16 protein-coding genes are annotated in these 12,201 nt (G+C 35.0%); 9 read left to right on the top strand and 7 right to left on the bottom strand.

Annotated features, from left to right (window positions below; translation table 11 throughout):
- Positions 1-725 precede the first annotated feature (725 nt).
- The gene (locus tag L1077_RS24135) at positions 726-908 is read right to left on the bottom strand and encodes a hypothetical protein (RefSeq protein WP_237139371.1); all 183 of its coding nucleotides are present in this window, start codon (positions 906-908) and stop codon (positions 726-728) included.
- Between the two features lie 294 nt (positions 909-1,202).
- On the opposite strand from L1077_RS24135, the gene L1077_RS24130 reads away from it, so the two are divergent.
- Complete coding sequence (locus L1077_RS24130) at positions 1,203-1,415, top strand: hypothetical protein (protein WP_237139370.1); 213 nt, start codon at positions 1,203-1,205, stop codon at positions 1,413-1,415.
- A 129-nt stretch (positions 1,416-1,544) separates the two neighbouring features.
- On the opposite strand, the gene L1077_RS24125 is transcribed toward L1077_RS24130, so the two are convergent.
- On the bottom strand, positions 1,545-2,105 hold the full coding sequence (locus L1077_RS24125) for a hypothetical protein (RefSeq protein ID WP_237139369.1): 561 nt from the start codon (positions 2,103-2,105) through the stop codon (positions 1,545-1,547).
- Complete coding sequence (locus L1077_RS24120) at positions 2,105-2,608, bottom strand: RNA polymerase sigma factor (RefSeq protein WP_237139368.1); 504 nt, start codon at positions 2,606-2,608, stop codon at positions 2,105-2,107. Before L1077_RS24120 ends, L1077_RS24125 begins: the two co-directional genes overlap by 1 nt.
- Positions 2,609-2,806: 198 nt before the next feature.
- On the opposite strand from L1077_RS24120, the gene L1077_RS24115 reads away from it, so the two are divergent.
- Together L1077_RS24115 and L1077_RS24110 are read left to right on the top strand one after the other, a co-directional pair.
- Positions 2,807-3,085 (top strand): hypothetical protein, encoded by a 279-nt coding sequence (locus tag L1077_RS24115; protein WP_237139366.1) that lies wholly within the window; start codon positions 2,807-2,809, stop codon positions 3,083-3,085.
- Positions 3,086-3,104: 19 nt separating this feature from the next.
- Complete coding sequence (locus L1077_RS24110; protein WP_237139365.1) at positions 3,105-3,335, top strand: hypothetical protein; 231 nt, start codon at positions 3,105-3,107, stop codon at positions 3,333-3,335.
- Positions 3,336-3,372: 37 nt separating this feature from the next.
- Here the strand turns inward: L1077_RS24110 and L1077_RS24105 are convergent, their stop codons facing one another.
- The 3 genes from L1077_RS24105 to L1077_RS24095 all read right to left on the bottom strand — a co-directional run bounded on the left by L1077_RS24105 (position 3,373) and on the right by L1077_RS24095 (position 5,816).
- The gene (locus L1077_RS24105; protein WP_237139364.1) at positions 3,373-4,728 is read right to left on the bottom strand and encodes an ATP-binding protein; all 1,356 of its coding nucleotides are present in this window, start codon (positions 4,726-4,728) and stop codon (positions 3,373-3,375) included.
- The gene (locus L1077_RS24100; protein WP_237139363.1) at positions 4,677-5,150 is read right to left on the bottom strand and encodes a hypothetical protein; all 474 of its coding nucleotides are present in this window, start codon (positions 5,148-5,150) and stop codon (positions 4,677-4,679) included. The genes L1077_RS24105 and L1077_RS24100 overlap by 52 nt, the downstream gene beginning before the upstream one ends.
- 144 nt (positions 5,151-5,294) lie before the next feature.
- Positions 5,295-5,816 (bottom strand): DinB family protein, encoded by a 522-nt coding sequence (locus L1077_RS24095; RefSeq protein WP_275424247.1) that lies wholly within the window; start codon positions 5,814-5,816, stop codon positions 5,295-5,297.
- A gap of 217 nt (positions 5,817-6,033) precedes the next feature.
- Here L1077_RS24095 and L1077_RS24090 point away from each other — a divergent pair, with 217 nt between their 5' ends.
- The 3 genes from L1077_RS24090 to L1077_RS24080 all read left to right on the top strand — a co-directional run bounded on the left by L1077_RS24090 (position 6,034) and on the right by L1077_RS24080 (position 8,575).
- Positions 6,034-7,614, top strand: a complete 1,581-nt coding sequence (locus L1077_RS24090; protein WP_237139361.1) for a hypothetical protein — start codon at positions 6,034-6,036, stop codon at positions 7,612-7,614.
- A gap of 187 nt (positions 7,615-7,801) precedes the next feature.
- Complete coding sequence (locus tag L1077_RS24085; RefSeq protein WP_237139360.1) at positions 7,802-8,029, top strand: hypothetical protein; 228 nt, start codon at positions 7,802-7,804, stop codon at positions 8,027-8,029.
- A 60-nt stretch (positions 8,030-8,089) separates the two neighbouring features.
- The gene (locus tag L1077_RS24080; RefSeq protein ID WP_237139359.1) at positions 8,090-8,575 is read left to right on the top strand and encodes a hypothetical protein; all 486 of its coding nucleotides are present in this window, start codon (positions 8,090-8,092) and stop codon (positions 8,573-8,575) included.
- A 43-nt stretch (positions 8,576-8,618) separates the two neighbouring features.
- Here the strand turns inward: L1077_RS24080 and L1077_RS24075 are convergent, their stop codons facing one another.
- Entirely contained in the window at positions 8,619-9,134 is a 516-nt protein-coding gene (locus L1077_RS24075; protein WP_237139358.1) for a hypothetical protein, read from the bottom strand.
- A gap of 268 nt (positions 9,135-9,402) precedes the next feature.
- Here L1077_RS24075 and L1077_RS24070 point away from each other — a divergent pair, with 268 nt between their 5' ends.
- From L1077_RS24070 to L1077_RS24060, 3 genes are all read left to right on the top strand, one after another.
- Complete coding sequence (locus L1077_RS24070; RefSeq protein WP_237139357.1) at positions 9,403-9,720, top strand: hypothetical protein; 318 nt, start codon at positions 9,403-9,405, stop codon at positions 9,718-9,720.
- Between the two features lie 151 nt (positions 9,721-9,871).
- Positions 9,872-11,731 carry a lysozyme inhibitor LprI family protein gene (locus L1077_RS24065; protein ID WP_237139356.1) on the top strand — a complete coding sequence of 620 codons (1,860 nt, stop codon included), beginning with the start codon at positions 9,872-9,874 and terminating at the stop codon, positions 11,729-11,731.
- 33 nt (positions 11,732-11,764) lie between these two features.
- The gene (locus L1077_RS24060) at positions 11,765-12,106 is read left to right on the top strand and encodes a hypothetical protein (RefSeq protein ID WP_237139355.1); all 342 of its coding nucleotides are present in this window, start codon (positions 11,765-11,767) and stop codon (positions 12,104-12,106) included.
- Positions 12,107-12,201: the final 95 nt, after the last annotated feature.

The raw sequence follows: 12,201 nt of genomic DNA, 5'->3' as shown, positions 1-12,201 counted from the left end.
AAGATGAAGTTCGAAGATGAAGTTCGAAGATGAAGTTCGAAGATGAAGTTCGAAGATGAAGCAACTCACAACATATTTAAATGCCAATGTCAGTGCAGTACTTTTAATGTAAGTAAAACACTAATGACATATAACGATTTATATTAAAGGGAAAATTTTTTGGGCTAATGAGATACACACAACCAGAATTGGAAGCTATTGCATTTTCGTTAAAAGAAGATAGGAAAAAACCAATATGGTTTATCATCAACTGATTCATAATACCATTTCCATAAGATAACCTATAATTTATATTATGTTAAATTAAATAAAGTATAAGCTTGGAGGTAGATACATCTTCACTTTCTTTACAACAGTAAATGTATTTTCATTTTATGTCCAATACTTGACGGTATCGGACATAGCTGTGGTATCTGTGTAAGGGCATGTGCTTTTACATTACCTAACTTGGTTTATTGAAATTGAGCCACATACTTTCTTAAAAACTTTACCCAGCTATCAAGATTCAAATTCTTAGAGATGTTTGAGAAATTAGCAGCACAGGTCATCTGAATTACAATTTATTCGGCCGCCAACAGTTTCATAGGCATAGGTAATGTTTTTCTGTCTACTTTCAAATTTAAATACATATCTGGCCAAGATAAATTACACCTAAACCACGACAATTCTTCTTCAGCATAAGATTTAGGTATCACAAACTCCACTTGATATTCATGGTTTTTAAACTAGTTATAGCATTTTGATGCTTTTGCCGTATGTGCATTTTTCCCAGTCATTAAAACCATGACATTAGCTTCAACATCCATTACTTTTTTAAGTCTTGATATGGTCCCAACTATACTATCATTAGGTACTAAAAAGGATTTTGTATGTCGTCCAAATTCTCTCAGGTGACTTTTTCTATCCATTCATCATATCGCTCCTTCATCATTTTAAGTATCTCCACTCACTCACAACTCAAATAAAATTATACTTTAGCGTAATATTTCTCAAGTTAACCTCCTGCCTAAGTAAATAAATGGTATATTTAACATAATATGAATTTTGCTTTGAAACTTGTTATATCATTGTTCCATCAATTCCAAATGCTTCTAGCCTTTATTTCTAGTCGTTATTGATTTAGGATCTACATTTTAAGTGGCAAAACTTTGTTAGTAGAAGAAATATCAAAGGCCATGAATTGACGATAAGAGGTATGCCACATGTCACCGGAATCAATGACAGATTTAACAATTACATTCATTATTCTTTTAGTATCAGCTGGAATGGCTTTTCAAGGGAAAGTGCTTAAGTCAAATCTAGCGAATAAAGAAAAAGAAGAGGCAGAAAAGCTTAACAATCGTGCAAATCTTTTAATTATGTGTGGTGCTTTTGTCGCAATTATTCAAGTAATTAAGCTAACCTCATATTTTTAAAAGGATTAGCTTCGTTTTGACTTACCGCCTTCAACTGTTATCGATGCGGAAGACGGTAAGTTTCTAATAGATCATAAACACTATTTAAATAAGTGTACTTTATAAATCAAATCTTTGTAGTTAACTGCCCTACTGTTCCAAAGTATGTAAAATCTCTTTGGCTTTTTTGTTTTTGATAACAAAGAAAAAAATTGAAATGAATAGACCAGCCATTAATACAGCTTCAGTCAGTAAGTTATTCAACTCAAAACCATTTTGGTAGATAAGTGCTATGTTAAAAACCATAAAAATTAAAATAAAAGCCCATGTTGCTTTTATGTTCAAATTCCATCTATAAATTTCGTTTTTAATCAGTTTCTTATGGATTTCGATTGAAGTACTTATTTCTTGGCTTTTGAGTTGCTTTAAGCTATCTAAACGGCTTCTACTAGCCAGAATAAAAATAATGACAGCCCACACAGTTACAAAGCTTATCCAGGTAAGTTTAATAAACTCAAGTCCATTATTCAAAGCGGATGTAATTAGTAGATAAGTAAGTACGATAAGAGCAAGCATTTCAATACATAAATTCAGCCTTAGTATGACGCCCTGCCTTTTATGTCGTTTCAGTACTTTGTCCATTTGCGGCATAGGCTTTTTATCAGTAGATTGCCAAAGAGATGACAACTGCTCAAATTCATTATTATCCATTAATTCATACCCGCTAGTAATTTTGATAATTGCTCTTTTGCTCTGTGGAGTCTAACGCCGACATTAGCTTCACTTATCCCCAATACCTCACTCATTTCTATATTATTTAAGTCTTCTAATTTCAGTAACATAACTTGTCTTAAGCTAAGAGGTAATTGATTCACAGCTACAATTAATTGCTTCTGCCTTTGTGCTTGTAAAGCGCTTTTTTCAGGTGTGGGCGATTCACAAAGCATTGCTTCATCAAGTTCATCTTCAGAAATTTTACTATGTCGCCTTATATGATCAATACCCGTATTATGTATAACACGGTAAATATAGGTATTGAGCGAGCATTGGTCATTAAACCCTTCTAACGAACGCCAAACTGACAAAGCCATTTCTTGTGCTAATTCATCTGATAAAGCCGGCCGATTTTCATATCCCGCTGCTGCCCTGCTTATTTGTGGCCAAAATTTCGCAATTAGTGCTTCTTTCTCTGTGTCCTTGGTGATACTTACCAACGATTTACGCCTCCAAGTTGTTTTTATTATTAGTCGTTACAGAAACGCAATCATTACAAAAAATTTAGATGTTTTATATTTCCTATTGTTGCTGATTGTATAACGAATAAAAAAACTTAAAAAGTTTGTAATGAATCTGTTTTGTATACGACTAACCAGATCAAACAACTCATTTACTTAATTATTAAGGAAGCAAAAATGCAAACTTTGAAAAAGTTACAACATATGAATAAAAAGCGCGTACTAAGAACAATTTGGCTTGTCGTTACTTTAAGTTGGTTCGCAATGTTTGCTGTACTTTTTAGTACTGAGACCAAAAGTATGCATATCACCGCAGTTACTATTGCAGCAATCATGACTGAATTAGCAATATGGTGCACTGCTGCAGTGTTAGGTGTTGCTGTTGTTGACGGTAGAAAAGCAATTATTCGTGCGATTAAAAACAAACTCACCGGTCAGCGTGACCTTAGTAATTAATCTATTAAAGGTTCTAAATATGAAATCATTAAATATAAATGAAAAAAATTTGGTTGCAGCTTGGGTGTTATGTATTTTTTGTTGGGCTAATACAGCACTTGTCATGTCTTTCTCTCCTTTTACATTCCTTGAAGTGAGTGCTCTTTGTTTTGCTGTCGTTGTAACACAACTCACAATTTATTGGACAAAGAAGGTAGGCGAAAACAACCCTATGGTTGCGTCAGTTTATAAAAATCTAATAGGTGATTAAATTTATAAAGGGTTGGAGCTAACTAGTTCCAACTCTTTTAATTATCCATATCTAAATGTTTACTTAATGATTCATACAAAACTGTTTGATCTATGGGCTTGGCTACATGAAATGTAAAACCACTTTGGTTATATTTTTCAATATCTGTACTCATTACATTGGCAGTAAGTGCAATTATTGGTATATCTTGATTTTCAATTCTTATTATTTCACAGGCCTCGATACCGCTCATTTTTGGCATTTGAATATCCATCAGGATGATATCGGGTAGCCTTTTTCTATATAATTCAACCGCTTCAACACCATCTTTCGCGACATCAAATTGAGCCATTGTCTTTTCCAGCATTGCACTTATTACTCTCATATTAATGGCATCATCTTCAGCAACTAAGATATAAGCGTTTGACAAATTGGGGGCTTCCAATGTCTGGACAGTGCTCGGTGTGCAGCTGCGAAAGGTTTTCTGTTGAAGGTTTTTCAGTGGTAATGTAACGCGGATGTCAGTCCCTACCCCTTCACTGCTATTTACCTCTATTTGGCCATCCATTAAGTCTATCAAGTTTTGCGTAATAGCCATTCCTAACCCTGTTCCTCCAAACTTTCGAGTTATTGAATTGTCAGCCTGTTTAAAACGCATAAACAAATTATTTAGGCCAAGTTTAGACATACCTATCCCGGTGTCTTTTACCTCAAAAATAAGTTGATATTGTTCCTCACTTTGCATTTGGTCGATATTGACAGTTACGGAACCTTTTTCGGTAAACTTCACTGCATTAGAGATCAAGTTTATCAAAATTTGTCTAATTCTAACTGGGTCGCCTAGCCACATACTGTGTTTAATTTTATCTGTGCTAATTATGTGAAATGATAGAGATTTTCGTTTTGCTTGTGACGAAAAATCAGATTCCAGTGGTTCAATAATGCTATCTATTGAAAACTCGGTTACTTCTAAAGAAAGCTGGTTTGCTTCAACTTTCGAAAAATCAAGTATATCACTAATAATGCGAAGCAAATTTTTACAGGAGAACAGTGCGATAGACACTGTTTCTATGTGACGCTTGTCAGTTATACAAGATTGAAGGTGTTGTAGTGAGCCCATAACACCGTTTAATGGTGTTCTAATTTCATGGCTCATATTGGCTAAAAAATCTGACTTTGCTTTTGATGCCTGCTGTGCTTCAATCGTTAAGGTATGCTCTTTTTCAAAGGCAGCTTTTAGCCTAAAAAAGTATAATACTAATACCCCAATAAATATCATTACGCTTATTACATTGACAGTATGAGCAATCACAAAGTTATTGTTTAGTTGTTGTTCTTCTTTACTTATTCTTGTTCGGCTATCTAAGTGAAACCTAGACAACGCGGCCAACGCGTTTGTATCATCAACTTGCACTGCCCACTTGAGGCACCTTGCTCAATCAGTTCTAATGTCAGCGTGAGGTTTTGTTCGTATTCAAGTACTACGTTTCTGATTATTTGTAGTGACTTGCTGTCATACTGCTCATACCTTTCAAGTTTTGTGATGAGCGTTTTAATGTCGTAGATAGACTGTCTTAGCTTTGATTCATAACGAGATCTGTCTTTACGTAAAACTAGGTTTTTAAAGTCATGTATGAATCCGCCATAACCTAAATGCTGAACAAGATCATCATGCAAATAATAAACTTCGTAAATATCTTTGGAATAATAACGCCACTGTTCTTCAACTTTGTGATAAAAAAATAACGAAACCAAAGTCAGCCCTACGCCGATTAAGATCACAAGAGAAAACTTTAAACGTAAGCTATTCAAAGCATTACTGGGTTTTGTTGTCACGTAAAACAGTCCTTATCACCTTACACTATCGCTTAGGCCATAGAAATTTACCATTAATCTCTTACACCATTAGGTGTCTTAGTTATTAATACTAGCCAAAAGATTATCAGTCTGCATTTCCCTGCATTTAAAAGTTTATGATTGTTATGGCTTTTGATTTAAATCCGGTATGTCTAACAAAAAGTCAGTGCTGCCTATCTCAATTCCAAGTTGGTTAAACAAGGTTGATAATTGGCCTCTGTGGTGAGTTTGGTGATTAAACATATGTGATACCAACTCACTAAATTCCCGGGTGCTTCTTTCACCAAGTGAATTGCTATAACTTAAGGTTTTGTGAAAATCGCACTCTTGAACTTCTTTATTCAACCAATGCAAGATTGTTTGGTCCATACCCTGCCTGACAGCAATCAGGTCTTTAAAACTATTATACAAAATTTCATCAAGGGTAGTTGGATAAGGCAACTCGCTAAGTTCAGAAAGAGATTGGTAGCGATTAGAGTGCTTAGAAAATCTTAATAGCCACAATAGATCACCTATGATGAGGTGATTAAAAGTCCCGAGTATTGAACTAAAAAATACTCCTTTGTCTTCAATTAACTGTTCATGAGTTAAGGTTTGCGCAGCTTTGATTAGTTGATTATTCATTCTTTGGTTATATAAAGCCATTAATTTGAAATGTTTGATATGCAGCATACTCTTTCAATTTACCTTGTTTAAATAATTAGTTTTAGAATAGGTAATGCAATCTATTTTAATAGTCTTGATTTGGCTTAAATGCAACATTTCATTAAACTATACATTTATTCTTTTTAGTTAGCTTATGTTATAATTCTTCGCTACCCAACTGATTACATTAATAATTATTATATGGAGTTAATTTTTAGTGTCAGATTCAACTACAAATGAAAATATTCAAGAAGCTGTTAATAATGACGCAGTATCATTAGTTAAAATTTTAAATGATATTAGAGAGGTTCACCCAAATACAGAGTGTATTACAGGAGAAATTATCTCTCTATATTACTATAAGCGCCAATTTAATAAAAAAGAAGAGAAAAAAACACAAAGTTTCGATTATGCATATTGGTGGGTTGAAGTAAAAGATGAAAACGGCAACATCATACAAACCTCAATATCAAGTGAATCAGATTTACTCCAAAACCTAAAGAAAGGTGACTTAATTAGTCTAATATCTTTACTCGATACACAATTAACATACGATATCGTTACCTCAGAGGCCAGAAACCTAGTTACAAACAACTCTATCGCAGAGGTAACAGTGATTCATGGTAAAAAATCAAACCAGTGGATAATGAATAACACAGCTTACCCTCACCCAGGATGGAGTAAGCCTTGTTTTTTCACTTTTGGACTTCTATTAATGCTTTTTTCATTTTTCGAGCAAAATCATAAATTAATTATGTATGGAATGATTTTGACTCCTATCGTTTTTCTAATCGAATGTCTATTTTCGTTTAAATCGTACAATAAAGAAAAGTCGGCTTATAAGCTTGTTTTAGGTAATTTGGATAATTTATCAGACTTACTTGGGAAAGCAGCACGCACACAACGACCCCTTTCAAATTCTCCTTCTATTGAAAAGGTAAATAGCGAACTATGTATAGAAAAGTCTCTGGCTGCCCAGGCATTAGTAGGTAAAAAGCGAAAAGAGCAAGAGAGACTTGCTTCTATGTATGTTAAAGAGTACACAGAGACATATGAACACAACTGCATGTATGATTCAAACTATAAAGCAGATGTCTATTGTAGGCTTCATGTTGCTAAAGTCATTGATACTAATAGAAAAGTTAATGTTAATAATGGCAAATATGAGGAGAAAACTTATTCAACAGAAAAAGTTTACAACACGGAAACAAATTATATTGACGGTCAGTGGGTAAAAGAAACATCTGTTGATTATGTTCAGGTTGTTGATACCCATACCTATGAAACTCGAAGTGCAAATATGGTCGGTCATGCAGTTTTAGAAAGCCTATCAGGGAAAGTACTTACACAGCGTTTACCTGAAAAAATGTTAAGTAACCTAGATATAGGTGATTGGGTAATTTTTGCTGACTCACATGCTGTTTTTGAATCCGGGAAAGAGATTTATTCTTTAGAATATTTTTCAAATATAGATAAGCACACTTGGGACTCTGAAAAATCATTTATGGAATACGAAGATACAAAATGTGAAAAAATGCTCTCTGCCATCTTTAAGTTAATTGGTATGTGTGTTTTAGTCGCAATTGCTGTACTTTCTTATCAATCAGATTGGTCATTATTTCCAGCATTAGCATTGATACCTTACATAATATATTACTTCTATAAAAGAAATATTTTTTGCAACCTTTACAACAAAAACATTGATCATCGCCGTGATGTTTTAAACAAAATATCTGTTTCTATTGATGGCATTAATGAAGATAGAGACCAGATTAAAGCTCAGCTGAGTAAGCTGTGATCATTAAATTATTAGCCAACCTGATATACCGGTTGGCTAATGTTCGCTTAACGCCCTTCTAAAATTTCATAACTACTGACTTTGAGCAATTGCTTAATCTAAAGCTTGCGATAATACATTGGCTACAACCCTATTTTAAAAGATTGAATGCAATAAGGTAAATTAAAGCGCTTCGCTGGGTTTGGCCATGATCGTACGTTTATCTGCTGCGCATTATTTCTATCCGGCACCAATCATGTGTCATACGTCGATCACAACCTCAGCATCTTCAACATTAGATGAGACAAAGTCTTTGTTGGAAAACAGCTTAGAACTAGAATATCAAAAACGGCAAACTTATGCATTTCCGTTCAAAATAACGGCAACAAAAAGCCGCTTGTTTACTCCTAAATTGTTTTCTTATCTTATTATCTAAGTGGTCTTCGGTTGGTCCAATAATTGCTTAGTTATTGTTATCAAGATAAGGAGATCCATCATGATTTTGCATGCAAGCCACTATAATACAACTAATACCACAACGCAGTATCAACAAACACAAAAAGTTAATAATCAAGAACAAGGAAAGGTTATAGTAGGAAGCCCTCAACCAGAGCATTCGAAAAACACTGGCGATAAAAAGCTTGCTTGGGAAGCATTTACTGAAAAAGTAGAATCTGACCCTTCGTTTGCGTCAGATATGGCAGAGGCTGTGTCATTTATACCTGATAAAATGCTTGTAAGTTTAGCAGAGGCGCCGCCATTAACAGACGTAAAAGCATTTACAAAATGGGCTAGTAAATCAGATGAATTTGACAAAGAAGCAGCTGTGGTTACTGAACAACGTATAAAAATTTATAATAAAATGAAAGATGAAGGAGAGACCGATGCTGATATTTTTAAAAGAATCATGGATTTTAATCGCGACTTACCTTTAGATTACCAAGTAAAGGCAGGCATGTTAGCAATAGATACACATGCATAGTTCACAATGTATGGGGGTTCCTGCCTATATTGTTTTTCTTACTTCAAGCATATACGTTGACATAATCCGGTGTGTGTTCTAAAAGCTTGTCGTAATTATCGGGGTGCGCCAGGTTTTTACTTCCCCAACTTGTTGCCATCTTAAATAATTCCGACTGTTTGTCTCGCAAAGCAACTAACTCTGTCATGATCTCTTTAGCCGACTTACCCTCTCCTTCTCCATGTTTGATGATTGCTAATTCTTCCTTGTGAAATTGCTCAGCTTCCTGATTAAAATGGCTGATCGCTCTTGATACACGGCCATGCATTTCTTCGACATTATGTGAATTTAAGATGTCTTCCATTCTAAACATGGCTGTTGGGGGGCCGTATTTCTTGATTGCATCAATAGATTGGGCAAGCTTTTCTTCACTTGCTGAATCTATATATTTAAGGTACTCGTTTCTATTATCAGGCTCTTGGCTCGTGCTAACTGAACCTGATGTTGAGCGTTGAACACTTGTAGGTTTATGCTTGATTTCATAAACACTTTGAGTACTGACCTGATCACTCACATTCATAATAATTTCCTTTTAAATATTTATCTGCCGCATATGCAATTAAAAAGCTTCATTACTTTTCTGTCCATTAATTAAGCAAGTGCCATTCCAAGATGTAATTACATTTTTTACCAATAAATTTTTTGAAAGATGTTTTACGAAATTAGGTCCAGAGTCATACGTTTTCTTATTTATTTTCAAATTAATTTTAAGTGTTTGTAACTTTTAAAGACTAAATTACATACACGCTGTAAATGTGCATTTAAATAAAAAAATAAGGAAATCTATAATGAAAAAACTAGCACTACTTTCTCTTTTGTTACTAGCGAGTACCACACAAGCTAAAGAAGTCACTTGCTCAGATAAAATCAGTAGTATCAGTTTGCAGTCAAATGGATCAGTTTGGATTTGGCCTGATAGACATGAAACCCTTGAGTTGGAGCCTACTCACCCTAACTTCTACGAGTATCTTGGCATGATGTTTTATGCAATGAAGTCAGATAAAACAGTTGTCTATAAAGCTGATAACGGAGAGCATATTTCAAACAAGTGCCATGACACAAAGTTTGGTTTATATCCGCTGCATGATGTTCTAAGAATGAACTAACTATCATCGAAATGAATTCTGAAATGCACTTGCGCTGTGAGTGCATTATTATATTCCCATTAAAATATTTTAACGAATATAAATTTAAAATTTTAAGGTAAAGGAGGAGTTGTTTAGATACAATACTCTAAAAACAAATGGAATTTATGACGTGATTAAAAAATTTGCCCTCTCTACCTTTTTATGTCTCTCTTTTCACTCATTTTCAAGCCCGCTGTTAAATGTAGAATTAACTACAAATAAAGCTGAAGTCTGTACCGAGTTCTTCGCGGCTTACCAAAAAGAGTATAAACAAAACGCAAATGTGGATTTTAGAAGCTGGCTGTCACCATCATTTGGAGATGGCACTCAAATAAACCATAATAATATAGATACCTTTAACATCCCAATTGAATCAAACTTTTCCGTCAACAGTGCTCCATTTTCTTCGTTTAAACTATTCCCATCCTTTAAATACCATTTTCAAATTAAAGATAAAATTAGACAAGAGCTTTACATTACTCATTTAGAGTCTGTGAACAACCTTAGTATTTTATACACAGTTAAAAAAGTTTTTTCACAGAGCCCAAACAATTGGCAGCGCACTTTTTACATTGCAAAGCGTCATAACATTGCTCAGTACTTAAATAGTGTCGCAGTAGACAGACCATTTAGCATTGATCGTGAGCTATCTGAAATCCTGCAAGTAACCGATATTTCTTTCCCATTTGAACATCAGGGAAGTGCGTATTACATTAAGGACAATAACAAGGTTATTGCACTTACAGAAACGCTAGAACATGAGGTTGTTTGTGAAGTTGAAGAAACCAGATTACCAGTATTAATATCGCTGAACGCGCTAAACAAACTGGCACACCAATCTATTATGACAAAAGGCAACCCTATGTTGATGGGGTCTTGGGGAAGCCCTTATTTTGTAATAAAAAAACCATTTGAAAAGTATTTGAGAACACCTAGCTCATTGAAAGTAAAAGGTGAAGGCGGTTGTGATATAAACGCTGCTATCTGTGCGAGGAAAAAACAGGTTGATAATATCTTGGCATTATTTGGCAATGTGGATGCGTGGAGTCATCGTGAGTTGATCACACTAAAAAACCACATGGCAGACGCACAACTACAAGTTGCTCATTTTTACATGTCACATCATAAATATGACAAAGACAAAGCCCAATTTTATGCGCAAACATTGGTATATCAATTCTTAGGAAGATTACTCTCACCCTATCAAGGTTATATGGATTTAAAAGCGGGCTCACCTCAGTATTTTAAAGCGCAATATTTACTGAACCACCAGGAGGCAGAAGAATTTGCTCAAGTAGCAGCCTATAAAAACTGGTTTAACAAAACATATTTAATGTTAGCTGCACATTTTAACGACCTTGACGCCGTTAATGCCTTAATAGCTGCTGGCACGGATATTAACGCCGTCACTTTTATTGATGAAGACGATGAATACAGTAGTTCGGATGCTTTTATTAATGATGTAAAAAGGCTTAATCGTTCAGCGCTCACTTATGCAGCGGAGAACGCTTCTTTAGAAGTGATCAATGCACTTATCACTGCTGGAGCGGATAAATCGCTAGTCGACTCGCAAGGCAATGACTTATCATTTTACTTTGCAAAAAATCCAAGGCCAAAGGTGGCAGCCCTAGCAACGGAGTTTAAGTTACTTAAAGGTCAAAAAATTTATGATCAAATTACGGCTAGTTTTGATTGTAAATTAGCAACATCAAAGCAAGAAAAAGCGATTTGCTCCAGTGCTGGACTCGCGCTGTACGACAGAGAGCTCGCAGCAGCATATAAAAGGTTAAGAAACACAGAGCATGCCGATCATGTTCGTCAAACACAGCGGCTTTGGCTGAAAAATCTCAGACAACATAGTAAGGGCTTTAACCAAAAAGAGACTCAAGGATACTTGAAAGCACAATATCGTGCGCGTATCCGCGCTATGTATAACTTGCTGAGTATTCATCAATCAATTGAGGTTGCTAAAATGTTAAAAACATCCTAGTGTAGATTTGATACTCACATTCGGAGAAACTCTATGAAGGAAATTATTTTAGCATTGGCTTTAGGGGTTACAGGTGTCGCAATAGCTGCTGATCATGTCTCCCATGATAAGCATGAGCATAAACATGGATATAACTGTGGCCATGCAGCTGAGTGGCATGTTGACCATTTTGATTACAACCACAGTGGTCATGACCATCACAATCATGCGGGCGAAGTTCATGAGGCAAAAGTCAAAGTTCATGAAAAGCATAAACACGGCCATGGCTTAGATTGCGGTCATAAACGTCGTCTTGAACAAGGCCGTGTGGAATATAATCATGATGGACATTGGCATCACCAGCACGGTGAACATTTCCATGAAAACCATGGTTAAATAGTGTTCAATATAAAGCCCAGAGATTATCTGGGCTATTTCTAAAATATAACCTATCTATTACTACACTACTCTATAAAAATTGCTTTTTAACA

Origin of the sequence: Pseudoalteromonas luteoviolacea (assembly GCF_021654285.1) — a bacterium.
GTDB classification, from domain to species: Bacteria; Pseudomonadota; Gammaproteobacteria; order Enterobacterales; family Alteromonadaceae; genus Pseudoalteromonas; species Pseudoalteromonas luteoviolacea_J.
The sequence above is the reverse complement of the archived record's forward strand: the minus strand, read 5'-3'. Positions and strand labels throughout refer to the sequence as shown.